Below are 25447 nucleotides of genomic sequence, written 5' to 3' on the forward strand. Positions count from 1 at the left end.
CTGGAGCGGCCTGTGGAAAAGTTTCAGTCGTCCCTGGCCTGACTGGATATCTTCACCCAGTTACCGGCGGCGGCGATGCCCATGCCGCCGTAACCCTGGCAGTCCCCGCCAAGGCTCTCCACCACTCGCAGGTCGATGCCTTCCTGCCATACCAGCAGGCTGCAGCCGGCGCCCAGTCCTTCGCTGCGCAGCCGGTAGAGGGCGCCTTGCCCCTCCAGCCGACCGGACAACTCGCCGACCGCCGCGGGCCCATATTCCATCAGTTTCTCCGGATTGCCGATGCGCATCAGGGCGAAGCTCGCCTGGTAGCCGCCCTTCACCGGTTCGATCTGCAGGCTTTCCCATTCGGCCTGCCCGGCGTAGCGCAGGTAGTGCCCGGCGAGGCCCTGGAGGGACGGATAGTCGACTTTCAGGGCAACCTGTTCCAGGTTGTAGCGCGTGGCCTTGCCGCTGTAGCCGCGATCCAGCGCCAGGTTCATCCAGGCGCGGGCGCGTCCCGGTTGCCCGGCCTTGAGGCTGGTCAGCGCGAGATTGTTCAGCGCCTGTTCCGAGTCGGCTCCGCCCTGCTCCTGGCGCTCGGCCAGGCGCAATTGCCAGGCGAAGGCGTCCAGCGCCTGTGGATAACTCCCCTGTCGATAAGCCTGGGTGCCGCGCGTGTTGCATTCCGCGGCGGTGGCGCAGGGCGTATCCTCGGCCTGGATGGCAGCGGCACCGATGCCGGCAAGCACGGCCAGGGCCAGGAGAAGGATGCGTATGGCGGCAGGCATTGGAGCGATTCCCGGTGGAAAAGGGCCAGTCTAGAAAAGCCCGCGGATGTCTGCACGACCCGGCGCGATTTCGATCATGACGATTGAAAATTTGTGGCCGCTGCCGTCTTCGTTTGCGTCTATGGTGTCCCCCGCCCGTCCTGATGAGAGAAAAAGCGCTATGCAACCCGGAAACAACCAACTGTCGATGACCGTGCTGATGACTCCGGACATGGCCAATTTCTCCGGCAATGTCCATGGCGGCACCCTCCTGAAGTATCTCGACGAAGTCGCCTATGCATGCGCCAGTCGCTATGCCGGTCGCTACGTGGTGACCCTGTCGGTGGATCAGGTGATCTTCCGCGAGCCGGTGCATGTCGGCGAACTGGTGACCTTCCTCGCTTCGGTCAACTACACCGGGCGGACTTCCATGGAAATCGGCGTCAAGGTCATCACCGAGAACATCCGCGAGCAGTCCGTGCGTCATACCAACAGCTGTTTCTTCACCATGGTCGCCCTGGATGACGAGCGCAAGCCGGTGGCCGTCCGCCCGCTGGAGCTGGAAACCGCCGAGCAGAAGTGCCGCTTCGCCCAGGCCCAACAACGCCGCCAGCTGCGCGCGGAGCTGGAGGCCCGCTACCAGGCGATTCGCGAAGACGGATGAGGAAGGCTGCCGGTGTCCGGTCGAGCCCGCTTCGGACCTGCTGCCGTTTCGCGAATTTTCGCAGCTTTTCATAAGAAAACGCAGAGGTTTGCCTCTGCTGGCGTCCATTCCTGACATTTCTTGATAAGAAACCGGCGTGCCTGTTAAAACTCCAGCAACGTCAACGGGTTAACCTGTCGGTATCGCGCCGGGTTTCGCCACGAACCATAGCCGCCGTCGGGTCGCTCGAATGCCATGGGCCGGTCGCTCTGCCCGGCTCCGTTGGCGGAAAGCCTTTCCGCCTTGCCGTCACGGGCGCGGGTCCGTGATCCATTTCGAACGTCGTCGTCCGCCGGCCAGGCCGCGGAGGACGCGTTCCCCGTGTTGCCGGGAGTCCTGATGCACCATACGCCGTTACTCACTACACTCGCCGCGGGGTTCGTCCTCGCCTTCCTCTTCGGGGCCCTGGCCAATCGCCTGCGCATTTCGCCGCTGGTCGGCTACTTGCTCGCGGGCGTCCTGGCCGGGCCGTTCACTCCCGGTTATGTCGCCGACCAGGCGCTGTCGCAGGAAATCGCCGAACTCGGCGTGATCCTGCTGATGTTCGGCGTCGGCCTGCACTTCTCGCTCAAGGACCTGCTCTCGGTGAAGGCCATTGCCATTCCCGGGGCGCTGGTGCAGATCGGCGTCGCCACGCTGCTTGGCATCGGCCTGGCCAAGCTGCTCGGCTGGAGCTTCGGCGGCGGCCTGGTATTCGGCCTGAGCCTGTCGGTGGCCAGTACCGTGGTGCTGTTGCGCGCCCTGGAGCAGCGCCAGTTGCTGGACACCAAGCGTGGCAGGATCGCCATTGGCTGGCTGATCGTCGAGGACCTGGCGATGGTCCTGACCCTGGTGCTCCTGCCGGCGCTCGCCGGCACCCTCGGCGGCAAGACCGACGGCGGCGACGCCGGTCTGCTCTGGCCGCTGCTGATTACCCTGGGCAAGGTCGCCGCCTTCGTCGCCCTGATGATCTTCGGCGGTCGCCGGGTGGTGCCCTGGGTGCTGGAGAGGATCGCCGCCAGCGGTTCGCGGGAGCTCTTCACCCTGGCCGTGCTGGCCATTGCCCTGGGCATCGCCTATGGCTCGGCGGTGCTGTTCGGGGTGTCCTTCGCGCTAGGTGCCTTCTTCGCCGGGATGATTCTCAACGAGTCCGAGCTCAGCCACGAGGCGGCGGAGAACTCGTTGCCGCTGCGCGACGCTTTCGCGGTGCTGTTCTTCGTCTCGGTGGGGATGCTGTTCAATCCGATGATCCTGTTGCAGGAGCCACTGACGGTCCTGGCCACTTTCCTGGTCATCGTCTTCGGCAAGTCGGTGGCCGCCTACCTGATCGTCCGCGCTTTCGGCCATCCGAACAGCACCGCACTGGTGATCGCCGCCAGCCTGGCGCAGATCGGCGAGTTTTCCTTCATTCTCATCGGCCTGGGCATTGGCCTCGAACTGGTGCCGGAGCAGAGCCGCGACCTGGTGCTGGCCGGGGCGATCCTGTCGATCCTGGTCAATCCGCTGCTGTTCATCGCCATCGATCGCCTGCAGCAACGCAAGGAGCAGCGCCTGGCGGAGGCCGCTGGCGGGGTCCGCGAGATGCCGGCGCAGGACCTGCCGCCGCCGATCCTGGAGCGCGAGCATGCGGTGCTGATCGGTCATGGCCGGGTTGGCGGGTTGGTCAGCGCTCGCCTGCGCGCCGCCGGGACGCCCTTCGTGGTAGTGGTGGACAAGCGCGACAAGGCCGACGAACTGCGCGAACAGGGCTACAGCGTGGTCCTCGGCAATGCCGCCAGTCCCGGCGTGCTGGAGCTGGCCAACATCGCCGAGGCGCGCTGGTTGCTGATCGCCATTCCCAACGGCTTCGAGGCCGGGCAGATCGCCAGCCACGCCCGCGCGGTGAACCCGCCGCTGGACATCGTCGCCCGGGCGCATTTCGACGCCGAGGTGGACTACCTGGAGCAGAACGGCGCCAACCTGGTGATCATGGGCGAGCGCGAGATCGCCTGCGGCATGGTCCATCGCCTGGGACTCGACCGTGACGAGCGCGGCGCCGACGCACCGCTGCCGCAGTCGGCCTGACATGTTGCGCCGTCTCTACGACTGGACCCTGCGCCTGGCCGGCCATCCCCGCGCGGAGCTGGCCCTGGGCGGGGTGACCTTCGCCGAAAGCTCGTTCTTCCCGATTCCGCCGGACGCCTTGCTGGTGCCGATGGTCCTGGCCAACCGGGCCAAGGCCTGGCGTTACGCGACGATCTGCGCGATCAGCTCGGTGCTGGGCGGCATCGCCGGCTATTTCATCGGCTTGCTGCTGTTCGAGAGCGTGGCCATGCCGATCCTGGCGTTCTATGGCTTGCTGGAGAACTTCGAACAGGTCGCCGAACGCTACAACGAACTGGGCTGGCTGATGGTGCTGCTGGGCGGCGGCTTCACGCCGCTGCCGTACAAGGTGATCACCATTACCAGCGGAGTGACCCAGCTCGACCTCTGGCTGTTCGTCGGCCTCAGCCTTGTCGCCCGCAGCCTGCGCTTCGCCGCTACCTGCGCTTTGCTGTTCTGGGCTGGCCCACGCCTGAAGACCCTGATCGAGCGGCGTCTGGGCATGGCTTTCGTGCTGATGGCGGTGATGGTGGTCGGTGGGTTGATGTTGGGGAAATACGTTCTTTGAGCCGCCTGTGGATGATTTTCACCCACAGGGGCGGAGACTAAAGGCGCACTGCGTCGAAACGAACCCTTGGGTGTGCGATCCGATCCTGCGCCCGCACCAGTTCCAGCTCGTAGCTGCCGCAGGCCTGGGTTTCCAGCAGCACTTCATGGACCGCGGCGCCGGTGAATTCGAAGGCGTTACGCAGGTCGTCGCCGAGCAGCAGGCGAGAGAGGAACAGCCCCGAGGCCAGGTCGCCGACTCCGACCGGTTGCCGCGGGAAGGCCAGCAGCGGGCGTTGCAGGTGCCAGGCCTGATCGGCGGCCACCAGCAGCATCTCGAAGGTGTCGCCGGACTTGCCCGGATAGTTCAGGTGCTTTACCAGGATTGCCCTGGGACCGCGTGCCAGCAGGCTCCGTGCCATTTCCACGCAGTCGGCGAGGGAGTTCGGCTGGCGGTCGCAGAAGCTGTCCAGCTCCAACTGGTTGGGGCACAGGTAGTCGGCGACCGCGGCGGCTTCTTCCAGCAGGAAGTCGCTGACTTCCGGGGCCACGATGCAGCCTTTTTCCGGGTGGCCCATGACCGGGTCGCAGAGGTACAACGCCCGAGGGTTGGCCTGTTTGATCCGTGCCACCACATCGAGAATGGCGCGGCCCTGGGCGGCGCTGCCGAGATAGCCGGACAGCACCGCGTCGCAGTTGCCCAGTTCGCCGATGCCGGCAATACCGTCCACCAGCGCCGGAATCTGCTCCGGCGGCAGCACCTGCCCGGTCCATTGACCGTACTGGGTGTGGTTGGAGAATTGCACCGTGTTCAACGGCCAGACGTTGATTCCGATGCGCTGCATCGGGAACACCGCCGCGGCATTGCCGGCGTGGCCGAAGACCACATGGGACTGGATGGCGAGCAGGTGGGGTGTACGTGGCATGAGACGACTTCCTACAGCTGAGTCGGCGCAGTATGGGGGCTAATTCACATGGCGAAAACACCCCCCACTCGCTGCCTGCCGGGAGAACGGGTAAGCTGGCCGTCCCCCTACACCGGATTCCGCTCGTGACCCTGGGTAACCTTTTCGTCATGCTCCTGTTGGGCGCCGCCGCAGCCTGGTGGTGGCGCGCCCATGGCGTACGCGAGCGGGCGTTGCTGCTGGCCAAGCAGCATTGCGCCAAGCAGGGCGTGGAACTGCTCGACGAGAATGTCGCGCGCCGGCGCCTGCGCCTGGCCCGTGACCACCGTGGTCAGTGGCGGCTGAGCCGCGAGTTCGGTTTCGAATTCACCGTCAGCGGCGAGGAACGCTACGCCGGGCGCATCGTCATGTATGGCTATCACCTCGGCGCCATCGAATTGGCCCCGCATCGCTTCGAGGCGGCCGCCGAGGTCGACAACCCGCCGGTGCATAGCGCCGAGGTGATTCGCCTCGACGAGTGGCGGCAGTCCCGGCAGAAAAAGGTCGGCGACTGAGGCGGCAGAGCGTCAGGGCAGTATCCCGAGAGCCTTGAGACTGGCCTTGCCCAGTTCGACGCGCTTGCCGATGTCGGCCTCGCCGCCGGGCATGTCGATGTTCAGGGCGAAGCCGTAGAGCCGCTCGTTGCGCTTCACCCAGCCCACCCACCAGCCGAGTTCCGGCGTGCAGTCGAAGCACCAGCCGGTCTTGCCGTGCAGCTCCCAGCCCGGGCCGCTTTCCAGCAGGGTCATGGCGCGCACGGTGGACTGCACCGGGGCGGGGAATGGCAATTCTCCCTGCGCCAGTCGGAGCAGAAAGTGGGTCTGTTCCATCGCGCTGATCTTCAGCGGTCCCACCAACCAGAAGTTATCCACAACCTGGCCGATTTCCGCGTTGCCGTAACCCAGGCGCGAGACATTGGCGCGCATCCGCTCCAGGCCGATGCGCCGCGCCAGTTCCTGGTAGACCGGTACGTTCGATGCCTTGATCGCCTCGCGCAGGCTCATGTCGTGCTCCCAGGCCTTGAAGCGCTGGGGCTTGCCGCCATAGGGAAGAACCTCGTCGGCGGATCTAACCGCCCCTGTGGATAAGCCGATCAGGCTGTTCGCCACCTTGTAGGTGGAAGCGGGAACGAAGCGGGTTTCCGCGCGCTCCCGGTCATGGCCGACATAGCACTGCCGCTGCACATCGTAGAGGACGAAGGTGCCTTTCACCCCGGCCGCGCCGAATAGCTTGTCCACGGCCTGGCTGTCGTTCCATTCGCTGGCCTGGGTATGCCCGGAAAGCAGGAGAAGGGCACTGAAGAGGAGGGGGCGCATGGCTCGGTCCTGTGGGGTCATCCTCCCTGGGACCGATGAATGAGCGCCGGATTCCCCACGGAAGGAGCGTTCATGGATTGGGCAGGAGAAAGTCGCGTACGCGTTCGGCGGCATCGGCCGGGTCTTCCTGCATGAAGCAGTGGCCGCCGACCACCACGTGGGCGCTGACCTGGGGGTTGAGCGAGCACCAGCGCGCCACCGACTTGGCGACGAAAGGGTAGGTGCGGTCACCGTAGAGCACGCGGGTCGGCGTGATGATCTTGCCCAGCGACGGCCACAGCCGCCTGGGGAAGGAGCTGAAGATCTCCGCTTCGCGGCTTGGCCGGCACTTCAGCTCGACTCCGCCGTCGCTCTCCTTCAGCGCATATTCCACGTAGGCCCACAGCGCCTCGTCGGTCCAGCCCTTGAAGATACCGCGGCCGCGCAAGCCGGCGTAGGCGGCTGCGCGATCCGGCCACTGGCTGCGGCGCAGGCGCGCCTTCTTCGCCAGGCTGCCGCGCAATTGCAGGCCGAGGGTCTCGGAAAGCGCCATCACGCCGATCATCGCCGGGGTGAACAGTACCGGGTCGAGCAGCACGGCGCGGGCGAACAGGGTGGGATGGCGGGCCAGGACGAGGCTGCTGAGGACGCCGCCGAAGCTGTGCCCGCAGGCCAGTCGCTGGACATCGCCATAGGGACCGCGCCCGGCCTCGAAGGCCTCCACCGCCATCTCGGCGTTGCGGTTCCAGCCGTGGAAGCGGCCGCCATGGTCGCTTTCGCCGTGGCCCTGGATGTCGCACAGCCAGAGGTCGAAATCCTCCGCCAACAGACGCAGCATCGGTTCGTAGGTGCGGCCGCAGAAGCCGTTGCCATGGAGGAAATGCAGCAACGGCTTGCCGCTCGGTTCGCTGCGCCAGCCGCGCAGGGTGAAACCGGCCGAGCAGGAATGGGACCAGGGGGATAGCGACATGGGCAGACTCCTCGTACGGCGCGCAGTGTAACCGGGCGCCGTGCTATCGTCGCCGCTTCCCGCCGCCGTTTCGATCCGCCGATGTCCTTGTCCCGTCCGCTGCGCCTGTTCCTGCTGTTGCTGCCGCTGCTCGGCGGCCTGCTGCTGTCCATGGACTGGGCGGGACGCCAGGCGCGGCAGCAGGCGCTACGCGCCGAGGGCGAACAGGTGCGCAAGCAGCTGGACCTCTACGCCGGCTCGCTGCAGACCCTGATCGAACGCTTCCGCAGCCTGCCGGCGGTGCTGGCGCTGGATCCGGACCTGCGCGCGGCGCTGGCCGGGCCGATCGACGGCGAGTTGCAGCAGCGCCTCAACCTCAAGCTGGAAAGCATCAACCTGGCCGCCCGCTCCTCCACCCTGGAGCTGCTCGACCGTACCGGGCTGGCCGTGGCGGCGAGCAACTGGAACCTGCCGACCAGCTACGTGGGCCACAACTACGGTTTCCGTCCCTATTTCCGCCAGACCATCGCCCAAGGCTCCGGACGTTTCTATGCGGTCGGGGTGATCAGCGGGATTCCCGGTTATTTCCTGTCCCACGCGGTGCGCGCCGAGGACGGCAGCTTCCTGGGCGCAATCGTGGTCAAGCTGGAGTTTCCCGATCTGGAACGGCAGTGGAACCAGACCCCCGACCTGGTCCTGGCCAGCGACGCCAAGGGCATCGTGTTCCTCGCCAACCACGCCGGTTGGCGCTACCGCGAACTGGAACCGCTGGATACCGTGGACCGCTTCGAACTGGCGGAGACCCGGCAATACGATCGCCAGCCCCTGACACCCCTGCGCCACCAGACCTTGCGCAGCTACGGCGAAGACAGCCGTCTGGCGCGGGTGGAAAGCGCCGACGGCGAGAAGGACTACCTCTGGCAATCGCTGGACCTGCCCAACGACGGCTGGACCCTCCACTTGCTGCGCGACACCGCGAGCATCCAGGACGACGTCGCCACCGCGCGCCTGGCCGCCGCCGGCACCTGGCTGGCGCTGGTCTTCCTCGGCTTGTTCCTGCACCAGCGCTGGCGTATCGCCCGCCTGCGGCAACGTAGCCGGGAGGAGCTGGAGCGCCTGGTCGAGCAGCGCACCGCCGACCTGCGTACCGCGCAGGACGGCCTGGTGCAGGCGGCCAAGCTGGCCGCCCTGGGGCAGATGTCGGCGGCCCTGGCCCATGAGATCAACCAGCCGCTCACCGCCCAGCGCATGCAACTGGCCAGCCTGCGCCTGCTGCTCGACGCCGGACGCCACGACGAGGCGCGCCAGGCGTTGCCGCGCATCGACCAGATGCTCGAACGCATGGCCGCGCTCACCGGCCACCTGAAGACCTTCGCGCGCAAGAGCGCCGGCGGCCTGCGCGAGCGTATCGAGTTGGGCCACGTGGTCGAACAGGCGCAGCAGTTGTTGCTACCGCGAATCCGCGCCGAACGGGTGGAGATCGAGCAGGCGCTGCTCTGGCCGGCCTGGGTGATGGGTGACGCGATCCGCCTGGAACAGGTGCTGGTCAACCTGCTGCGCAACGCCCTGGATGCCGTTGCCGGCCAGGAGCGGCCATGGATCCGCCTGGCCCTGCAACGGCTTGGCGGCGACTGGGTGCTGAGCGTCGCCGACAACGGCGGCGGGATTCCCGCCGAGCACCTGGGCAGCGTCTTCGATCCGTTCTTCACCACCAAGCCGGTGGGAGAGGGACTCGGCCTCGGCCTGGCGGTATCCTATGGGATCGTCCACGAACTCGGCGGCCGCCTGCAGGTCGCCAATGCCGAGGCGGGAGCGGTGTTCAGCCTGATCCTGCCGGCGGCCCCCGATGACACGAGCGTAACGACATGAGCGACCAGGTGATCTTCGTCGACGACGAAGCGACGATCCGCGAAGCGGTGCAGCAATGGCTGGAGCTGTCCGGCTTCGAGGTGCGCCTGTGCCTGCGCGCCGAGGAATGCCTGGGAGCATTGGACAAGTCCTTCGCCGGGGTGGTCATCAGCGATGTGCGCATGCCCGGCATGGACGGCCTGCAACTGCTCGCCAACCTGCAGGCGGTCGATCGCGACCTGCCGGTGATCATGGTCACCGGGCACGGCGACGTGCCGATGGCGGTGGAGGCCATGCGCCAGGGTGCCTACGACTTCATCGAGAAACCCTTCACGCCCGAGCGCCTGCTCGGCAGTTTGCGGCGCGCGCTGGAAAAGCGCCGCCTGGTGCTGGAGAACCGGCGCCTGAAGGAGCAGGCCAGTCTCAAGGACCAGGTCGATGCGCGTCTGCTCGGCGTGTCCAAGCCGATGGAAGCGTTGCGCCGGCAGGTTCTGGCCCTGGCGCCGACCCCGGTGAACGTCCTGATCCGTGGCGAGACCGGCAGCGGCAAGGAACTGGTTGCCCGCTGCCTGCACGACTTCGGGCCGCGCGCCGACAAGCCGTTCGTGGCGCTGAACTGCGCGGCGATTCCCGAGCAACTGTTCGAGAGCGAGCTGTTCGGTCATGAGAGCGGCGCCTTCACCGGCGCGCAGGGCAAGCGCATCGGCAAGCTCGAGCATGCCCATGGCGGCACCCTGTTCCTCGACGAGATCGAAAGCATGCCGTTGGCGCAGCAGGTCAAGCTGCTGCGCGTCCTGCAGGAGCAGCAACTGGAGCGGCTCGGCTCGAACCAGAGTATCCACGTCGACCTGCGGGTGATTGCCGCGACCAAGCCCGACCTGCTGGCCGAAGCACGTGCCGGACGCTTCCGCGAGGACCTGGTGTATCGCCTGAACGTCGCCGAGCTGCGCCTGCCGCCGATCCGCGAGCGTCGCGAGGACATCCCGCTGCTCTTCGAACATTTCGCCAGCGTTGCCAGCCAGCGCCTCGGCCGCGAGCCGCAGCCCGCCGCGCCGGCGGAACTGGCGCGGCTGATGGCCCACGACTGGCCGGGCAATGTACGCGAGCTGGCCAACGCCGCCGAGCGTCATGTCCTCGGCCTGGAGCGTGGGGACGCCGAGGAAGGCGGCGGCCTTACCTCGGGGCTGGCGGAACGCATGGAAGCCTTCGAGGCGGAGTGCCTGCGCCAGGCGCTCGGCCAGTGCCGCGGGGATATCAAGGCGGTGATGGAGTTGCTGCAACTGCCGCGCCGGACACTCAACGAAAAGATGCTGCGGCATGGCCTCAGCCGCAGCGATTTCGTCGGCGAAGAGCCGGCTTGAACCAGCCCTCGCGAGGCGTCAGAGATCCTTCGCCAACTCCGTTGGCGCCTGGCGCCCGCCGCGTTGCAGCAACGCCAGGTAGACCAGCCCCACCGCGATCCAGGCCAGTCCGAGCAACTGTGCGTCGAGGCTCATGCTGTACAGCACGTAGGCGATGATCGCCAGGCCCACCAGCGGGAACAGTAGATGCCGCAACCACTGGCCGGAGCGCTGGCGGCGGTAGTAGTGGTTGATCACGCTCAGGTGCAGCAGGCAGAAGCCGGTGAGGGCACCGAAGTTCACCAGTGAGGTGAGCACGTCCGGTGCGTCGAGGAAGGCCCAGCCGATTCCCAGCGACAGCACCGCCACCAGGTACAGGCTGACGTGCGGCGTCTGGTAGCGCGGATGGACCCTGGCCAGCGCGCGCGGCAGCCTGCCGTCGCGGGCCATCGAGTAGAGCAGGCGCGAGACCGCTGCCTGCGAGGTGATCGACACGGTGACACCCCAGGCCAGCGCGGTGGCTACCGCGGTCAGCATCGACAGCCACTGGCCACCGGCCGCTTCGGCGATCTCGTAGAAGGCGGTGTCCGCCGACTTGAAGTTCATCCCGGCGGCGAGGTCGGTGGCCAGCCAGGTCTGCGCGATGAAGATGCCGCCCATGATGAACAGCGCGATCAGCGCGGCGCGGCCGATCTGTCGCGCGGGATCGCCCTTGACCTCCTCGGCGAGGGTGGAGATGGCGTCGAAGCCGAGGAACGACAGTACGGCGATCGAGGCGGCCTTCATCACCAGGCCGAGATCGAAGGCCTCCGGGCGATACAGCGGCTCGAGGGTCAGCCGGCCGTTGCCCAGGCCGCCTTCCAGCGCCTGGTAGCCGACCACCAGGAAGATCGCCAGGACCACCAGCTCTCCGATCAGGAACAACAGGTTGGCGCGGGCGGCGAAGGTGATGCCGCGCAGGTTGACCAGGGTCGCCGAGACCAGGAACAGCAGCATCCAGGCCAGCTTGGGGATCGCCGGGAACAAGTGGTTCAGCGCCAGCGCGCTGAACACGTAGAGCAGCGGCGGGATCAGCAGGTAGTCGAGCAGCAGCACCCAGCCGGCGATGAAGCCGACATGGGGGTGGATGCCGCGCTGGGCGTAGGAATACACCGAGCCGGCAATCGGAAAGGCCTTGGCCATGGCTCCGTAGCTGAGGGCGGTGAAGAGCATCGCCAGCATGCCCACCAGGTAGGCCATCGGCACCATGCCGTGGGCATCGGCATGGACCCAGCCGTAGACCCCGAACGGGGCGATGGGGATCATGAAGATCATCCCGTAGATGATCAGGTCGCTCAGGGACAGGCTGCGGCGCAGCTGTTGCCGGTATCCGAACTGTTCGATGGCCATGACGGGCTCCTCGGGAAAAGGCAGCGTATTGTCGTTATCGGCGCCGCACGCGAAGCGGGCCTCTTTCTCGTTATTGGCGACCGGCGGTGCCGGTCATCGCATCAGAGCCAGGGATACAGACGCTCGGCCCAGGCGTACACCGCATCCGGCGTGCGCAATCCATCGTTGCGGATCTCCAGCAGCACCGCTTCCAGACCGCGTGCGTCGCCATGCACCGGAACGGTAGTGTCTTCCGCCGGGTCGATCGCATAGGGCTGGTTGCCGGCGACTTCCAGGCCGTGCCGGCGCAAACCGTCGAGGATGCGCCTGGCGTAGGCGCCGGCGTTGCGATAAAGCACCCCGGCAACCAGCGGGCGGGGTCTGCCGTGGTACACCGGGGTAAAACTGTGCACGCCGACCACGCGGGTCGGCACGCCGGCGGCCTGGCGCTCGTCGAGCAGTTGCGTCAGGCGCTGGTGGAACGGATGGAACAGGCAATCCTGGCGATAGCGGCGCACCGTCTCGGACAGCTCGCGGTTGCCGGGAACCGGGTAGATCTCGCTGTGCGGCGGAATGCTGTCGGGTGCCTCCAGCGGTCGGTTCAGGTCGATCAGCAGGCGCGAGTAGCCGGCCGCCAGCAATGGCGCGTCGAGCCGCCGGGAAAGCTCTTCGGCCAGCGCCAGGGCGCCGATATCCCAGGCGATGTGTTCTTCCGCCGCGGCCTGGTCCAGGCCGAGGCGCTGCAACTCCAGCGGGATGTGCCGGCTGGCGTGCTCGCAGACCAGGACCACCGGGCTGCGCCCTTCGGGGTTGAGCAGGCGGTAGGGAGGCAGCTGGTAGATGCCGAGTTCGGGGTTGTCAGTAAAGCTCGGCATAGTGGCGGCACAGGTCGTCGTCGGAAAGGCCCGCCGTCAGCGCCAGTTCGTGGCGCTTCATGGCGAGGTAGGTGTCCAGCAGCGGCTTTGGCAGCTCGGCGCAGAGCGTCTCGTCGCGCTGCAGGCAGTCGAGCGCATCGCCGAGGGTCGCCGGCAGGGCCTGGATGCCGCGGGCCTGGCGCTCTTCGTCGCTGAGGCCGTGCGGATCGACATCGGCCAGGGCGCGCAGCGGCAGGCGTCGTTCGATGCCCAGGCGGCCGGCGATCAGCACCGCGGCCATCGCCAGGTGCGGACAGGCGGTGGCGTCCATCGGCCGGAATTCCAGGTTGTACTGCTTGCCCAACGGCTTGCCGCCGACGCTCACCACCGGACAGATGCGCAGCGCCGCTTCGCGGTTGCGCAGTCCCAGGCAGGCGTAGGCGGCGCTCCAGTGGTGGGGTTTCAGGCGCAGGTAGGAGGCGGCGGTAGGCGCGGTCAGCGCGCACAGCGCCGGCAGGTGCGCGAGCACGCCGGCGGCCCAGTGCTCGCCGAGTTCGGAGAGATCGTTGGGTCGACCGGGCTCGTACAGCAGCGGGCTGCCGTCGGCATGTTGCAGGCTCAGGTGCAGGTGCACCCCGTTGGTCACCGCGCCGGGTGCCGGCAGCGGTGCGAAGCAGGTACGCAGGCCCATCTGCCGCGCCACTTCGCGAGTGACCTCGCGGACGTTCACCGCGCGGTCGGCGGCGGCCACGCCCTGCGCCGGGCGGCAGGTGACCTCGTACTGGCGCTGGCCGTATTCGGGGAGGAACATCTCCGGCTCGGTGCCGGCCTGGGCCAGGGCGCTGACCAGCCAGCCGGGGAACTGCCCGGCGGCACGCTGGGCCTGCAGCGAAAACGCCGCGGCCGGACGCTCGCCGGGCAGGCCGAGCAGGCTGAATTCGTGTTCGAACGCCGCGATGACCTGCAGGCCGCTGTCGCGATAGCGTTCCACCTCGGCCAGCAGCAGGCCGCGCGGGCAGGCCGGCCACGGCGTGCCGTCGGTTTCCACCAGGTTGCCGTGTAGGTAGTCGAGCGCCGGCGCAGCGGCGTCGGGACCCTGCTCGACGCGCACCCGGCTGTTCGGGTCGGGCAGCAGGCGCAGGTCGCCGTGGCTGCCCCAGGGGCTGCTCTCGTCGATCAGGTCCTGCGGGGTCAGCGAGCTGTTCGCCGGTACCCAGCCGCAACCGCTGGCCAGTTGCTCTTCCAGGGTCGCCAGGGGCAGCGAGCGCCCGCGGGTGATGCCGGCCAGGTCGGTGGTGACGAAGCTGACCAGGCGTACCGGCTGCAGGCGGTTCACAGGTTGCTCCGGCCGAGGGCGGCGATGCGTTGCAGGACGGTCTCGGTGTCGCTGATCCAGCAGTAGCCCTTGATCGCTTCCAGGCAGGCCTGGTGGCGTTCCGGGGTATGGGTGGCACAGGCATCCTCGACCAGGGTGACCAGGTAGCCGCGGTCGGCGGCATCGCGCACGGCCATGTCCACGCACTGGTCGGTGACCACCCCGCAGACGATCAGGTGGCGGGTGCCGAGGTTGCGCAGTACGTAGTCGATGGCGGTGGAGTTGAAAACGCCGGAAGAGGTCTTCGGCAGCACGATCTCGTTGGCGGTCGGCTCCAGGGCGTCGATCACCCTGGCGTCCGGGCTGCCCTTGGGCAGGTGCATCTCCGACAGCTTGTGATCCAGCGAGCGGTCGCGGCCATCGGCGGTGAGGCTCTCGATGATGGTGTGCAGGACGTTCTCGTCCACTGCGCGCATGGCCCCGAGCAGGCGCTGCTGGTTGGGGATCACCTGGTTCTGCACGCGCTCGTAGAAGTAGCCGGCCGCCTGCGGATCGACGTGCGGGTCGCGCCCCGGCTCGACCCAGGCGCGCTGCATGTCGACGAACAGGATGGCGGTCTGCCGGCGGCCGAACGGCAGGTCGCGCGGCGAGTGGTGGGGCAGGCTGAACATCGGGTCATTCCTCCAGAATATGACTGCTGAACGCGTTGCGGAGCTGGTCGATGCCCTCCAGGCGTTCGTCGAGCGGCGCGCCCATGCGCGCCACCAGGGTCGCTACCAGTGCCTCGACCTGGGCCATGGCCGGCACCAGCGAGTCGAAGGGCGAGGCGGATTCCACTGGCGAACTGACGATCAGGTCGGCGTGTTCGCGCAGCGGCGAGGCGTAGATGTCGGTGAACAGCACCAGCCGTGTGCCGCGTGCCTTGGCGGCCTGGGCCACGTGCTGGGCCTGGCTCTGGTAGCGGCGATAGTCGAACAGGACCAGCAGGTCCTGGCGGCCGAGGTCGTAGAGCTGGTCGGGGAGCAGGGCGCCGTCGTCGAGCAATCGGCACTGCGGGCGCAGCAGGCGCAGATGGGTGACCAGGTAGCCGGCGAGGAAACGGCTGAAGCGTCCGCCGTGGCAGTGCACGCGCAGGCGGCTGTCGAGCAGCCAGTCGGCGAGGCGCTGGATGTCATCGGGACGGGTCAGGCCGAGGGTCTGTTGCAGGCTCTGGCCAGCCTGGTCGAGGTAGCGCGCCCAGGTGTCGTCGCGGCCCATCCGCTCGCGGCGTTCGGCGAGCAGGGTGCGCGGCGAGCGCAGGCGGTCGTCGACGTCGGCCAGCAGCGCTTCCTGGAAGTCGCCGTAGCCGGCGAAGCCGAGCTTTTTCACCAGGCGCATGATCGTCGGGTCGCTGACTCCGGCGTGCCGGGCCAGGCGCGTCATCGGACCGAGGCCGAGGCGCGGGTAGTCATCGAGCAGGGCACGCACCACCTTGCGCTCCGCGGGCGTCAGTTCGGCGGGCGGGGAGGCCAGGCGTTGTTTTAGTTCTTGCATGGGGCATCCTCGAAGGTGGGTCGATTGTGTAGTGAATTTTTCAGATTGTTCAATATGTGACGGAATGTTTTTTTCACTACATTTCCCGCAAACGGCCGAATGACCTCTGTCGTGGCACGGCAGGCAGACGTACGGCCGGGACGGAAAAGAAAAAGCCCGGTCGAAGACCGGGCTTTTTCCAGGGGCGGTTACGCGGCTTGGCTCAGAACGCCGGTACCACCGCGCCTTTGTACTTCTCCTGGATGAACTGCTTGATCTCGGCGCTGTGCAGGGCCTTGGCCAGCTTCTGCATGGCGTCGCTGTCCTTGTTGTCCGGCCGCGCGACGAGGATGTTCACGTAGGGCGAGTCGCTGCCTTCGATGGCCAGCGCATCCTTGGTCGGGTTCAGCTTGGCTTCCAGGGCGTAGTTGGTATTGATCAGCGCCATGTCGACCTGGGTCAGCACGCGCGGCAGGGTCGCGGCTTCCAGTTCGCGGATCTTGATGTTCTTCGGATTGTCGACGATGTCCTTCGGCGTGGCGGTGATGCTCTTGTTGTCCTTGAGCTTGATCACCCCGGCCTTGTCCAGCAGGAGCAGGGCGCGGCCGCCGTTGGTGGCGTCGTTGGGGATCACCACGGTAGCGCCGGAAGGCAGTTCGTCGAGCTTCTTGTACTTGCTCGAGTAGGCGCCCAGCGGCTCGATGTGTACGCCGGTCACGGCGACCAGGTCGGTGCCCTTGGCCTTGTTGAACTCATCGAGGTACGGCTGGTGCTGGAAGAAGTTGGCGTCCAGGCGCTTTTCCGAGACCTGCACGTTCGGCTGCACGTAGTCGGTGAACTCCTTGATCTTCAGGTCCACGCCTTCCTTGGCCAGCAGCGGCTTGACCACGTTGAGGATCTCCGCGTGCGGCACCGGGGTGGCCGCGACGGTGAGGGACTCGGCGGCCTGGGCGGCGGTGAGGCCGAGCGCCGCGACAGCGGAGAAAGCAGCAAGCAGTTTTTTCATCTTCAACTCCTTTCGAGGTGTTCCTGGCGGCTGTGGATAACCGCGGCGCTCAGGGTTTTGGGCTTGGCCGGCAAGCTTACTTGCGCGAGAAGTGCACCACCAGCTTGTCGCCCACGGTTTGCAGAATCTGGACGAGGATCAGCAGCATCACCACGGTGACCACCATCACGTCGGTCTGGAAGCGCTGATAGCCGAAGCGGATCGCCAGGTCGCCCAGCCCGCCGGCGCCGACCACTCCGGCCATCGCGGTGTACGAGACCAGGGTGATGGCGGTGACGGTGATGGCGGCGATGATGCCCGGCCGGGCTTCCGGCAGCAGGGCGTTCCAGATGATCTGCCGGGTGCTGGCGCCCATCGCCTGGGTTGCCTCGATGATGCCCTTGTCGACCTCGCGCAGCGCGGTTTCCACCAGGCGCGCGAAGAACGGCGTGGCGCCCACCACCAGCGGCGGGATGGCCCCGGCGACGCCCAGCGAGGTACCGGTGATCAGTACGGTCAGCGGGATCATCACGATCAGCAGGATGATGAACGGCAACGAACGGAGGATGTTCACCACTAGCGAGAGCAGGGTGTAGACCGCCTTCTGCTCGAACATCTGCCGTGGCCCGGTAAGGAACAGCAGGACGCCGAGGGGCAGGCCGAGGACCACTGTGAACAGCAGCGAACCGCCGAGCATCCAGAAGGTGTCGACGCTGGCCAGCCAGATTTCGTACCAGTCGATGTTGGCGAAGCTCATGGTTTCGAAGAAGTCCATCAGCGCAGTACCTCCACATGTACGTCAGCGGCGTTCAACTGGCTCATGGCGGCTTCCAGGTCACCGCCGACCAGGGCCAGGGTCAACTGGCCGTAGGGCGTGTCCTTGATGCGGTCGATGCGTCCGGAAAGGATGCTGTAGTCGACCCCGGTCTGCCGCGCCACGGTGCCCAGCAGCGGCGCATAGGTGGCTTCGCCGCGGAAGGTCAGGCGCAGGATGAGACCCGGCACGTGGGCGAAATCGTCGTGGCGCTCGTCCTCGTCGACCCGTTCGGCCTCGAACACGAAGCGGCGGGTGGTCGGGTGCTGCGGATGGAGGAAGACATCGGCGACATCGCCCTGCTCGACGATGGCGCCGCCGTCCATGACCGCGACCTGGTCGCAGACACGGCGGATCACGTCCATCTCGTGGGTGATGAGGACGATGGTCAGCTTCAGCTCGCGATTGATTTCCGCCAGCAGTTGCAGGACCGAGGCGGTGGTCTGCGGATCGAGGGCGCTGGTGGCCTCGTCGCAGAGCAGGATGCTCGGCCGGCAGGCCAGGGCGCGAGCGATGCCGACGCGCTGTTTCTGTCCGCCGGAGAGCTGGGCCGGATACTTGCGCGCGTGGTCGGACAGGCCGACCCGCGCGAGCAGCTCGGAGACCCGCGCATCGACTTCGGCACGGCTGAAGCCGCCGGCCAGGCGCAGGGGCATGGCGATGTTGTCGGCGACGGTCTTCGAGGACAGCAGGTTGAAGTGCTGGAAGATCATCCCGACGCGCTGGCGGAAACGGCGCAGGCCTTCGGCGTCGAGGGCGGTGACGTCTTCGCCCTCGACCAGGATGCGGCCGCCGCTGGGCTCCTCGAGGCGGTTGATCAGGCGCAGCAGGGTGCTCTTGCCGGCACCGGAATGGCCGATCAGGCCGAAAATCTGCCCGGCCTGGATGTTCAGGCGGGTCGGTTGCAAGGCGGGGATTTCCCGACCGGCAACTCGATAGGTCTTGTGGACGTCGTGGAATTCGATCACTGGGCGAACCTTGTGGGTGCGGCGATGCTGTTACGGCTGGAGCACGGGCTTGGCGGGAAGCATGGGCGGTCAGCTAAACCGAGCATTTTACCTTGCTTTCTTATGCATTATTAATATTTATTGGTGATGAAAAATCATTGAAATGGAATAAGCGTCTGGTGCGCTCCCGACAAGCGCTTTCTGCTGCGGCCGGGGCAGGACCGGTCTCAATTCCGGGGGGTAAGTATCAATCGGGTTGGCTTGTCGGCCTGTACGACATGGCTGAGATGCAGGTCGAAATCGGGTGAGAGCTTCTTCACCCGCGCCAGGAGCTGGTCGGAAACCAGCGGATAGTCGCTGTCCCGGCGCACTTCGATATGCACCCTGCAACGGTAGGCGACGACATCCGCGGCCACCGCGTCGAGCACCGCACCGAGGCCGCCCTGGCCGGTGCCGTCGAGCATCGGCAGGGGCACGGCGCTGCTGGCCGCTTGCGGATCGATCAGGTGGGAAGCGCCGGGCAGCGGCTTCAGCTCGCCGCCGGGCGGCGTCTGGATGATCTGCTGCATCTGCTGCTGGGCCGCCTGCTGCATGCGTCGGGCCTGCTCGGCGCGGGCGGGATCGACCTTGGCGCGGTTGATCGCACCGTCCAGCCCGGCGGTCAGCGCCGGCGCCTTGGGCATCAGTCCGCGGGCATGGCCGAGGGCGCTGGTGGCGGTGTTGAGGTCTCCTTGACGCAGCGCGGTTTCCCCGCGCTGCATGTAGGCCTCGGCCAACTGGCGGCGGAATGCTTCGACGCGCTCGTCGCCGGCGGCGGCGCTGCGCAGGGCCAGCCATTGTTGCTCGGCCTGTTCGAGCTTGCCGGCGGCCAGGGTTTCCTGCAGTTCGGCATAGGGATCGGCGGGCTGCGCCTGGGGCGCGACCACCGGCGTCGGTTGCGACGACGCATTGCCCTGGCAGGCGCTGACCAGCAGCGCCGCCGCCAGGACGGACAGCAGGCGAAAGAAGGACGACATCATTCCTGCGGGTTCTCGTTTGGTCAAAAAATCGCCAGATTCTACACCGTGCGGCGGGGCAGGACAAAACTCAGCAGGAACAGGCCGGCGGCGCTGACCACGATCGAGGGGCCGGCGGGGGTATCCTTGAACCAGGACAGGGCCAGGCCGGCGCACACCGCGACCAGTCCCAGTAGGCTGGCGCCGACCGCCATCTGCTCGGGACTGCGGGCATGGCGCTGGGCGGCGGCGGCGGGAATAATCAGCAGCGAGGTGATCAGCAGTACGCCGACGATCTTCATCGCCACGGCGATGACGATGGCGATCAGCAACATCAGCGCCAGGCGGATCGCTCCGACCGGCAGGCCTTCCACCTTCGCCAGTTCCTCGTGCACGGTGATCGCCAGCAGCGGCCGCCAGAGGAAGCAGATCAGTGCCAGGACCAGCGCGCTGCCGGCGATTATCCACAGCAGGTCGCTGGCGCTCACCGCCAGCAGATCGCCGAACAGGTAAGCCATCAGGTCGACCCGCACTTCCTTCATGAAGCTCAGGGTGACCAGGCCCAGCGACAGGGTGCTGTGGGCGAGGATGCCCAGCAGGGTGTCGGCGGCCAGCGGCTGGCGCTGCTGCAGGGTCACCAGCAGCACTGCGAGCAGCACGCAGCCCACGGTCACAGCCAGGGTCGGGCTGACATCGAGGAGGAAACCCAGGGCTACCCCGAGCAGTGCGGCGTGGGACAGGGTATCGCCGAAATAGGCCATCCGCCGCCAGACCACGAAGGAGCCCAGGGGGCCAGCCACCAGGGCCAGGGCGAGGCCGGCGAGGAGGGCGTTGAGCAGGAAGTCAGCCATGGTTGCAGTCGGGGCCGTGCTTGTGGACAGGAGTGAAGCGGGTGCCTGGAGGCAAGGCGCCGGGACCGGCCTTGACCACCTCGCCGTGGAGGTCGTGGGCGTGGTCGTGATGGTGGTGGTAGATCGCCAGGCTGCGAGCGTCCTGGCCGAACAGCTCGACGAAGGCCGGGTCGCCGCTGACCTGCTCGGGGTGCCCTGAGCAGCAGACATGGCGGTTCAGGCAGACCACCTGGTCGGTGGCGCTCATCACCAGGTGCAGGTCGTGGGAGACCATCAGCACACCGCAGCCGTAGCGGTCGCGCAGTTTGCCGATGAGGCGGTAGAGTTCGGCCTGGCCGGCGACGTCGACGCCCTGCACCGGCTCGTCGAGCACCAGTAGCTCGGGCTTGCGCAGCAGAGCGCGGGCCAGCAGCACGCGTTGCAGTTCGCCACCGGAAATGCTTTGCAGCGGGCGCTCCAGCACGTGCGCCGCGCCGACCTCGCGCAACGCCGCCAGCGCCTGCTCGCGCCTGACCCCGGGTACCAGGCGGAGGAAGCGCAGTACGCTGAGCGGCAGGGTGGCGTCGACGTGGAGTTTCTGCGGCATGTAGCCGATGGTCAGCCGCGGCCGTCGCCAGACCTCGCCGACGTGCGGCTTGAGCAGGCCGAGCACGCTGCGTACCAGGGTGGTCTTGCCGGCGCCGTTGGGGCCGATCAGGGTGACGATCTGGCCGGGCTCGATGGCCAGGTCGACATCGCTCAGCACCGCCTGGCCGTTGAAGGACACGCCGACCTGGGTCAGCCGCACCAGCGCGTTGTCCATCAGGCGTCCTTCTGGTCCCGGCAGGTGCCGCAGAGGCCGACCACCTCGACGGTCTGGCTTTCCACGGCGAAGCCGACGCTGTTCGCTCCGGCGACGATGGCCCGGCTGATATCCGGCTGTTCCAGCTCGATCGCGGTGTGGCAGGTGCGGCAGATGAGGAACTGGCCCTGGTGGCTGTGCTCCGGGTTGTTGCAGCCGACGAATGCGTTGAGCGAGGCGATGCGGTGCACCAGGCCGTTCTCCTGGAGGAAGTCCAGCGCGCGGTAGACGGTCGGCGGCGCGGCGCGGCGGCCGTCGGTTTCGCTGAGCACCGCGAGGATATCGTAGGCCCCCAGCGGCTTGTGGCTCTGCCAGACCAGTTCCAGCACGCGCCGCCGCAGTTCGGTCAGGCGTACGCCCTGGCGCGCGCACAGCGCATCGGCCTCGGCCAGCGCGGTGCTGACGCACTGGCTGTGGTCATGGGGCTGGCAGGCCAGCGGGGTCTTGGGCGCAATCTTGTACATGGGCTGCGACGCTCGAGGGTAGAGACGTTATTATATTACCCGCTAACCACCTTTCATGTGAGTGCCGCCGTGACCCTGCGTCCCTTTGCCCTGCTGTCCGCCTGCTTCGCCCTGTTCCTGCTGGCTTCGCCGGCGCGCGCCGAGGTCAGCGTGCTGACCAGCATCAAACCGCTGCAACTGGTCGCCGCGGCCATCCAGGACGGCGTCGGCCAGCCGGACGTACTGCTGCCGCCGGGCGCCTCGCCGCACCAGTACGCCCTGCGTCCTTCCGACGTACGGCGGCTGCGCGAGGTGCAATTGTTCTACTGGATCGGCCCGGACCTGGAAAACTTCCTGCCCAAGGTGCTCGCCGGCCGCCAGGGCGCCAGCGTCGCGGTGCAGGACCTGCCGGGCATGCACCTGCGCAAGTTCGTCAATTTCGAGGAAGAGGAGCATGCCGGGCACGACGAGCACGACCATGACCATCGTCCCGGCATGCTCGACGCCCACCTCTGGCTGTTGCCGGCCAACGCCCGCACCATCGCCGCGCGGATGGCCGAGGACCTGGCCCAGGTCGACCCGGCCAACGCCGGGCGCTACCGGGCCAACCTGAAGGCCTTCGAGGAGCGCCTCGGCGGGCTCGACGGCAAACTCCGCGAACGCCTGGGCAAGCTTGCCGGCAAGCCTTTCTTCGTCTTCCATGAAGCCTTCGACTATTTCGAGGAAGCCTACGGATTGCGCCATACCGGCGTGTTCGCGGTATCCGCGGAGGTCCAGCCGGGAGCACGCCATGTCGCCGCCATGCGCGCCCAGCTGAAGGCCGCCGGTCCGGCCTGCATCTTCAGCGAGCCGCCGCTTCGACCGCGGCTGGCCGACACCCTCAGCGAAGGCCTGCCGGTGCGCCTGGCCGAACTGGACGACCTGGGCGTGAACGTGAGCGTGGACGCCAACGGCTATGAGAATCTTCTGAACAACCTGGCAGGCGAATTTGCCGGCTGTCTGGAAAAGCTCTGAAAACCCGTGACTGATGGCCGCGCCCTCTTGCGCGCGGCGTCCCGATGACTAAGGTTGTCTGTTGCTGCCTGACACAAGATATTGATTCCCGTCAGGTACGGATAACTAGATGTTGCGTACGGTGGCCGGCTTCGGACGCCCCAACAACCATCGGGAGGTTAATCAGCGGATGGCCAAGACAGACGCACGCAGTCCCCGCACCGAACGCGGGACCATCGCCCTGCAGGACGCGTCGCAGGATATCTGGGACAAGAAGTACCGGCTCAAGAGCAAGGACGGTACGCCGGTGGATGCCAGCGTCGACGGTACCTGGCAACGCGTCGCCCGCGCCCTTGCCGATGTCGAGGAAAAGGCCTCCCGCGAACACTGGTACGGGCGCTTCCTCTGGGCCCTGCGCAACGGTGCCATCCCGGCCGGCCGGATCATCTCCAACGCCGGCGCCCTGGGGCACAAGCCGGCCACCTCGACCATCAACTGCACGGTGTCCGGGACCATCCAGGACTCCATGGACAACATCCTCGAGAAAGTCCACGAGGCCGGGCTGACGCTCAAGGCCGGCTGCGGCATCGGCTATGAGTTCAGCACCCTGCGCCCGCGCGGCGCCTACGTTTCCGGTGCCGGTGCCTACACCAGCGGGCCGCTGTCGTTCATGGACATCTACGACAAGATGTGCTTCACCGTCAGCTCCGCCGGCGGCCGCCGCGGCGCGCAGATGGGCACCTTCGATGTCAGCCACCCGGACGTCCGCGAATTCATCCGCGCCAAGCGCGAGGACGGGCGCTTGCGCCAGTTCAACCTGAGCCTGCTGATCACCGACCAGTTCATGCAGGCGGTGGAACAGGACGCCGACTGGCCGCTGGTATTCCCGGTGCACGTGAAGGAGCGCGACGAGATCGACCTCGACGACCCCAACGCGGTGGTCTGGCGCGAATGGCCGATCCAGGACGACTACGTCCAGCGCGCCGACGGGCTGGTCGCCTGCAAGGTCTACGGCCAGGTCCGCGCCCGCCACCTGTGGGACATGATCATGGTCTCCACCTACGACTATGCGGAGCCGGGCTTCATCCTCATCGACCGGGTCAACGAACTGAACAACAACTGGTGGTGCGAGGCGATCCGCGCCACCAACCCCTGCGGCGAGCAGCCTCTGCCGCCGTACGGCTCGTGCCTGCTCGGCTCGGTCAACCTCACCTGCTTCGTCGAGCAGCCATTTGGCGACGAGGCGCGCTTCGACTGGGACCGTTTCCGCGAAGTGGTGCGGGTGTTTACCCGGATGCTCGACAACGTGGTGGAAATCAACGGCCTGCCGCTGGAACAGCAACGCCAGGAAATCCTTGGCAAGCGCCGGCATGGCATGGGCTTCCTCGGCCTGGGCTCGACCCTGACCCTGCTCAAGCTGCGCTACGGCAGTCCCGAGGCCTGCGTATTCACCGAGGAAGTGGCGCGGGAAATGGCCCTGGTGGGCTGGGAAGTGGCCCTGGAGCTGGCCAGGGAGAAGGGCCCGGCGCCGATCCTGGCGCAGGACTACGAAGTCACTGCGGAAATGCTTCGCAAGCGTCCGGAAATGGCCGCCGATGGCTATAAGGCCGGCGACCGCATCCGCGGCAGCGTGCTTCACGCCAAGTATTCCCGCTACATGCAGCGGGTCGCCGAACATGCTCCGGAACTGATCGAGGCGTTGGCTGAAACCGGCGCGCGCTTCACCCACCACAGCTCCATCGCGCCGACCGGGACCATCAGCCTGAGCCTGGCCAACAATGCCTCCAACGGCATCGAGCCGAGCTTCGCCCACCATTATTCGCGCAACCTTATCCGCGAAGGCCGCAAGACCAAGGAAAAGGTCGAGGTCTACAGCTACGAGCTGCTGGCCTACCGGACCCTGGTCAACGCCCAGGCCCTGCCGGACAGCGACGACCCGGCGCGACGCCTGCCGGACTACTTCATCACCGCCGACAGCGTCACCCCGGCGCAGCACGTGGACATCCAGGCGGCGGCGCAGAAGTGGGTCGATTCGTCGATCTCCAAGACCGCCAACGTGCCCACCGACTACCCGTTCGAGGACTTCAAGGACATCTACCGCTACGCCTGGCACCAGGGACTCAAGGGCTGCACCACCTTCCGCTTCAATCCCGAGGCGTTCCAGGGCGTGCTGGTCAAGGAGTCCGACCTGGAGAAGACCCGCTACCGCTTCGAACTGGAGGATGGCAGCGTGGTGGAGTTCAAGGGCAACGAGCAGGTCGAGTACGACGGTGAGATCCATACCGCCGCCAACCTCTTCGACGCCTTGAAAGAAGGCTATTACGGCAAGTACTGAGGCCGGGGGAATCGATATGTCAGCAGTCAAGATCACGCAGAAGATCAAGGGCTTCAAGGTCGTCAACGAAGCCGAGGAGCAGGCCCTTGCCGCCGCCGCGGAAGCCGCGTCGGTGGTGCAGATGGACGAGACCCTGGAGCGCCCGGATACCCTGATCGGCGCCACCTACAAGATCAAGTCGCCGCTGTTCGAGCACGCGCTCTACGTGACTATCAACGACATGGTCCTCAATGCGGGCACGGCGCACGAGCAGCGGCGTCCCTTCGAGATCTTCATCAACTCGAAGAACATGGATCATTTCCAGTGGATCGTCGCACTTACCCGCATCATGTCCGCGGTTTTCCGCAAGGGCGGCGACTGTACCTTCCTTGTCGAGGAACTCAAGGCGGTATTCGACCCGCGCGGGGGCTACCTGAAGAAAGGCGGCATCTACATGCCTTCCATCGTCGCCGAGATCGGCGGCGTGCTGGAGCGCCACCTGACGGCCATCGGCTTGTTGCGTGGCCCTGAACTGGACGAGGAACAGCGTCTTTTCCTCGCGGAAAAACGCGCCGCCTACGAGGCCGCCCAGGGCACCAGCAAGGTCGAGCCGGGTGAAGGCTTCCCCGCCGGCGCGCAACTGTGCGGCAAGTGCAACAGCATGGCGGTGGTACAGATGGACGGCTGCGCCACCTGCCTCAACTGCGGACACTCGAAATGTGGGTGAGCACTTGAAAAACGCATGCGTTTTTCAATGCGAACGACCGGCCAGGATGGCCGGGC

General features: G+C 66.8%; 25 protein-coding genes. 9 read left to right on the forward strand and 16 right to left on the reverse strand.

The window, feature by feature from the left end:
* Window positions 1-23: 23 nt before the first annotated feature.
* Window positions 24-767, reverse strand: coding sequence for a hypothetical protein (locus HMPREF1224_RS27670; RefSeq protein WP_003114137.1), 744 nt, complete (start codon window positions 765-767; stop codon window positions 24-26).
* Window positions 768-927: 160 nt separating this feature from the next.
* On the opposite strand from HMPREF1224_RS27670, the gene HMPREF1224_RS27675 reads away from it, so the two are divergent.
* From HMPREF1224_RS27675 to HMPREF1224_RS27685, 3 genes are all read left to right on the forward strand, one after another.
* The gene (locus HMPREF1224_RS27675) at window positions 928-1410 is read left to right on the forward strand and encodes an acyl-CoA thioesterase (protein ID WP_010793617.1); all 483 of its coding nucleotides are present in this window, start codon (window positions 928-930) and stop codon (window positions 1408-1410) included.
* A gap of 378 nt (window positions 1411-1788) precedes the next feature.
* The gene (gene ybaL / locus HMPREF1224_RS27680) at window positions 1789-3492 is read left to right on the forward strand and encodes a YbaL family putative K(+) efflux transporter (protein WP_003099695.1); all 1704 of its coding nucleotides are present in this window, start codon (window positions 1789-1791) and stop codon (window positions 3490-3492) included.
* 1 nt (window position 3493) lies between these two features.
* Window positions 3494-4078 carry a YqaA family protein gene (locus tag HMPREF1224_RS27685; protein ID WP_003097034.1) on the forward strand — a complete coding sequence of 195 codons (585 nt, stop codon included), beginning with the start codon at window positions 3494-3496 and terminating at the stop codon, window positions 4076-4078.
* A 37-nt stretch (window positions 4079-4115) separates the two neighbouring features.
* Here HMPREF1224_RS27685 and pdxY read toward each other — a convergent pair whose 3' ends face one another.
* Window positions 4116-4982 (reverse strand): pyridoxal kinase PdxY, encoded by an 867-nt coding sequence (gene pdxY, locus HMPREF1224_RS27690; RefSeq protein WP_009316037.1) that lies wholly within the window; start codon window positions 4980-4982, stop codon window positions 4116-4118.
* A 32-nt stretch (window positions 4983-5014) separates the two neighbouring features.
* Between pdxY and HMPREF1224_RS0112255 the strand changes: the two genes are divergently transcribed.
* Window positions 5015-5515 carry a DUF3301 domain-containing protein gene (locus HMPREF1224_RS0112255; RefSeq protein WP_003121391.1) on the forward strand — a complete coding sequence of 167 codons (501 nt, stop codon included), beginning with the start codon at window positions 5015-5017 and terminating at the stop codon, window positions 5513-5515.
* Between the two features lie 12 nt (window positions 5516-5527).
* Here the strand turns inward: HMPREF1224_RS0112255 and HMPREF1224_RS27695 are convergent, their stop codons facing one another.
* Together HMPREF1224_RS27695 and poxA are read right to left on the reverse strand one after the other, a co-directional pair.
* Window positions 5528-6316: an OXA-50 family oxacillin-hydrolyzing class D beta-lactamase OXA-847 gene (locus tag HMPREF1224_RS27695; RefSeq protein ID WP_010793618.1), complete on the reverse strand. Its 789-nt coding sequence runs from the start codon at window positions 6314-6316 to the stop codon at window positions 5528-5530.
* Window positions 6317-6386: 70 nt separating this feature from the next.
* A complete protein-coding gene (gene poxA, locus HMPREF1224_RS27700) occupies window positions 6387-7265 on the reverse strand; it encodes an alpha/beta hydrolase PoxA (protein ID WP_010793619.1) in 879 nt (292 codons plus the stop codon).
* Between the two features lie 81 nt (window positions 7266-7346).
* On the opposite strand from poxA, the gene HMPREF1224_RS27705 reads away from it, so the two are divergent.
* Window positions 7347-9113, forward strand: a complete 1767-nt coding sequence (locus HMPREF1224_RS27705) for a sensor histidine kinase (protein ID WP_003097020.1) — start codon at window positions 7347-7349, stop codon at window positions 9111-9113.
* On the forward strand, window positions 9110-10453 hold the full coding sequence (locus HMPREF1224_RS27710; RefSeq protein ID WP_003099712.1) for a sigma-54-dependent transcriptional regulator: 1344 nt from the start codon (window positions 9110-9112) through the stop codon (window positions 10451-10453). Before HMPREF1224_RS27705 ends, HMPREF1224_RS27710 begins: the two co-directional genes overlap by 4 nt.
* An 18-nt stretch (window positions 10454-10471) precedes the next feature.
* Here HMPREF1224_RS27710 and HMPREF1224_RS27715 read toward each other — a convergent pair whose 3' ends face one another.
* From HMPREF1224_RS27715 to zur, 12 genes are all read right to left on the reverse strand, one after another.
* Window positions 10472-11821 carry an APC family permease gene (locus HMPREF1224_RS27715; protein WP_003099715.1) on the reverse strand — a complete coding sequence of 450 codons (1350 nt, stop codon included), beginning with the start codon at window positions 11819-11821 and terminating at the stop codon, window positions 10472-10474.
* A 101-nt stretch (window positions 11822-11922) separates the two neighbouring features.
* Window positions 11923-12591 carry an N-formylglutamate amidohydrolase gene (locus tag HMPREF1224_RS27720; RefSeq protein ID WP_003121386.1) on the reverse strand — a complete coding sequence of 223 codons (669 nt, stop codon included), beginning with the start codon at window positions 12589-12591 and terminating at the stop codon, window positions 11923-11925.
* Between the two features lie 67 nt (window positions 12592-12658).
* Window positions 12659-13990: a glutamine synthetase family protein gene (locus tag HMPREF1224_RS27725; protein WP_003097012.1), complete on the reverse strand. Its 1332-nt coding sequence runs from the start codon at window positions 13988-13990 to the stop codon at window positions 12659-12661.
* Window positions 13987-14640, reverse strand: coding sequence for a cysteine hydrolase family protein (locus tag HMPREF1224_RS27730; protein WP_003109125.1), 654 nt, complete (start codon window positions 14638-14640; stop codon window positions 13987-13989). The genes HMPREF1224_RS27725 and HMPREF1224_RS27730 overlap by 4 nt, the downstream gene beginning before the upstream one ends.
* Before the next feature lie 4 nt (window positions 14641-14644).
* Entirely contained in the window at window positions 14645-15502 is an 858-nt protein-coding gene (qapR, locus tag HMPREF1224_RS27735; protein ID WP_003099726.1) for a transcriptional repressor QapR, read from the reverse strand.
* Between the two features lie 202 nt (window positions 15503-15704).
* The gene (locus HMPREF1224_RS27740; protein WP_003099728.1) at window positions 15705-16487 is read right to left on the reverse strand and encodes a MetQ/NlpA family ABC transporter substrate-binding protein; all 783 of its coding nucleotides are present in this window, start codon (window positions 16485-16487) and stop codon (window positions 15705-15707) included.
* 76 nt (window positions 16488-16563) lie between these two features.
* Entirely contained in the window at window positions 16564-17241 is a 678-nt protein-coding gene (locus HMPREF1224_RS27745; protein ID WP_003097004.1) for a methionine ABC transporter permease, read from the reverse strand.
* A complete protein-coding gene (locus tag HMPREF1224_RS27750) occupies window positions 17241-18248 on the reverse strand; it encodes a methionine ABC transporter ATP-binding protein (RefSeq protein ID WP_003097002.1) in 1008 nt (335 codons plus the stop codon). The genes HMPREF1224_RS27745 and HMPREF1224_RS27750 overlap by 1 nt, the downstream gene beginning before the upstream one ends.
* Window positions 18249-18454: 206 nt before the next feature.
* Window positions 18455-19243 carry a PA5502 family lipoprotein gene (locus tag HMPREF1224_RS27755; RefSeq protein WP_074198753.1) on the reverse strand — a complete coding sequence of 263 codons (789 nt, stop codon included), beginning with the start codon at window positions 19241-19243 and terminating at the stop codon, window positions 18455-18457.
* Between the two features lie 41 nt (window positions 19244-19284).
* The gene (gene znuB / locus HMPREF1224_RS27760; RefSeq protein WP_003096998.1) at window positions 19285-20073 is read right to left on the reverse strand and encodes a zinc ABC transporter permease subunit ZnuB; all 789 of its coding nucleotides are present in this window, start codon (window positions 20071-20073) and stop codon (window positions 19285-19287) included.
* On the reverse strand, window positions 20066-20875 hold the full coding sequence (gene znuC, locus HMPREF1224_RS27765) for a zinc ABC transporter ATP-binding protein ZnuC (protein ID WP_003099732.1): 810 nt from the start codon (window positions 20873-20875) through the stop codon (window positions 20066-20068). The genes znuB and znuC overlap by 8 nt, the downstream gene beginning before the upstream one ends.
* Window positions 20875-21378 carry a zinc uptake transcriptional repressor Zur gene (gene zur / locus HMPREF1224_RS27770; RefSeq protein WP_003096992.1) on the reverse strand — a complete coding sequence of 168 codons (504 nt, stop codon included), beginning with the start codon at window positions 21376-21378 and terminating at the stop codon, window positions 20875-20877. Before zur ends, znuC begins: the two co-directional genes overlap by 1 nt.
* 69 nt (window positions 21379-21447) lie before the next feature.
* Between zur and HMPREF1224_RS27775 the strand changes: the two genes are divergently transcribed.
* The 3 genes from HMPREF1224_RS27775 (at window position 21448) to HMPREF1224_RS27785 (ending at window position 25391) form a co-directional block, all read left to right on the forward strand.
* Window positions 21448-22371: a zinc ABC transporter substrate-binding protein gene (locus HMPREF1224_RS27775; protein ID WP_003099734.1), complete on the forward strand. Its 924-nt coding sequence runs from the start codon at window positions 21448-21450 to the stop codon at window positions 22369-22371.
* Between the two features lie 109 nt (window positions 22372-22480).
* Window positions 22481-24685, forward strand: a complete 2205-nt coding sequence (locus HMPREF1224_RS27780) for an adenosylcobalamin-dependent ribonucleoside-diphosphate reductase (protein WP_003146829.1) — start codon at window positions 22481-22483, stop codon at window positions 24683-24685.
* Window positions 24686-24701: 16 nt separating this feature from the next.
* Window positions 24702-25391, forward strand: coding sequence for a TSCPD domain-containing protein (locus HMPREF1224_RS27785; protein ID WP_003096987.1), 690 nt, complete (start codon window positions 24702-24704; stop codon window positions 25389-25391).
* Window positions 25392-25447 lie beyond the last annotated feature (56 nt).

It is taken from the genome of Pseudomonas sp. P179, from assembly GCF_000478485.2.
Lineage (GTDB): Bacteria > Pseudomonadota > Gammaproteobacteria > Pseudomonadales > Pseudomonadaceae > Pseudomonas > Pseudomonas aeruginosa.

Bases quoted from the DNA above. Each gene is read 5' to 3' on its own strand.
- HMPREF1224_RS27670 (WP_003114137.1), bottom strand. From the start codon at position 767: ATGCCTGCCGCCATACGCATCCTTCTCCTGGCCCTGGCCGTGCTTGCC.
- HMPREF1224_RS27675 (WP_010793617.1), top strand. From the start codon at position 928: ATGCAACCCGGAAACAACCAACTGTCGATGACCGTGCTGATGACTCCG.
- ybaL (WP_003099695.1), top strand. From the start codon at position 1,789: ATGCACCATACGCCGTTACTCACTACACTCGCCGCGGGGTTCGTCCTC.
- HMPREF1224_RS27685 (WP_003097034.1), top strand. From the start codon at position 3,494: ATGTTGCGCCGTCTCTACGACTGGACCCTGCGCCTGGCCGGCCATCCC.
- pdxY (WP_009316037.1), bottom strand. From the start codon at position 4,982: ATGCCACGTACACCCCACCTGCTCGCCATCCAGTCCCATGTGGTCTTC.
- HMPREF1224_RS0112255 (WP_003121391.1), top strand. From the start codon at position 5,015: ATGGGGGCTAATTCACATGGCGAAAACACCCCCCACTCGCTGCCTGCC.
- HMPREF1224_RS27695 (WP_010793618.1), bottom strand. From the start codon at position 6,316: ATGCGCCCCCTCCTCTTCAGTGCCCTTCTCCTGCTTTCCGGGCATACC.
- poxA (WP_010793619.1), bottom strand. From the start codon at position 7,265: ATGTCGCTATCCCCCTGGTCCCATTCCTGCTCGGCCGGTTTCACCCTG.
- HMPREF1224_RS27705 (WP_003097020.1), top strand. From the start codon at position 7,347: ATGTCCTTGTCCCGTCCGCTGCGCCTGTTCCTGCTGTTGCTGCCGCTG.
- HMPREF1224_RS27710 (WP_003099712.1), top strand. From the start codon at position 9,110: ATGAGCGACCAGGTGATCTTCGTCGACGACGAAGCGACGATCCGCGAA.
- HMPREF1224_RS27715 (WP_003099715.1), bottom strand. From the start codon at position 11,821: ATGGCCATCGAACAGTTCGGATACCGGCAACAGCTGCGCCGCAGCCTG.
- HMPREF1224_RS27730 (WP_003109125.1), bottom strand. From the start codon at position 14,640: ATGTTCAGCCTGCCCCACCACTCGCCGCGCGACCTGCCGTTCGGCCGC.
- qapR (WP_003099726.1), bottom strand. From the start codon at position 15,502: ATGCAAGAACTAAAACAACGCCTGGCCTCCCCGCCCGCCGAACTGACG.
- HMPREF1224_RS27740 (WP_003099728.1), bottom strand. From the start codon at position 16,487: ATGAAAAAACTGCTTGCTGCTTTCTCCGCTGTCGCGGCGCTCGGCCTC.
- HMPREF1224_RS27745 (WP_003097004.1), bottom strand. From the start codon at position 17,241: ATGGACTTCTTCGAAACCATGAGCTTCGCCAACATCGACTGGTACGAA.
- HMPREF1224_RS27755 (WP_074198753.1), bottom strand. From the start codon at position 19,243: ATGTCGTCCTTCTTTCGCCTGCTGTCCGTCCTGGCGGCGGCGCTGCTG.
- znuB (WP_003096998.1), bottom strand. From the start codon at position 20,073: ATGGCTGACTTCCTGCTCAACGCCCTCCTCGCCGGCCTCGCCCTGGCC.
- znuC (WP_003099732.1), bottom strand. From the start codon at position 20,875: ATGGACAACGCGCTGGTGCGGCTGACCCAGGTCGGCGTGTCCTTCAAC.
- zur (WP_003096992.1), bottom strand. From the start codon at position 21,378: ATGTACAAGATTGCGCCCAAGACCCCGCTGGCCTGCCAGCCCCATGAC.
- HMPREF1224_RS27780 (WP_003146829.1), top strand. From the start codon at position 22,481: ATGTTGCGTACGGTGGCCGGCTTCGGACGCCCCAACAACCATCGGGAG.
- HMPREF1224_RS27785 (WP_003096987.1), top strand. From the start codon at position 24,702: ATGTCAGCAGTCAAGATCACGCAGAAGATCAAGGGCTTCAAGGTCGTC.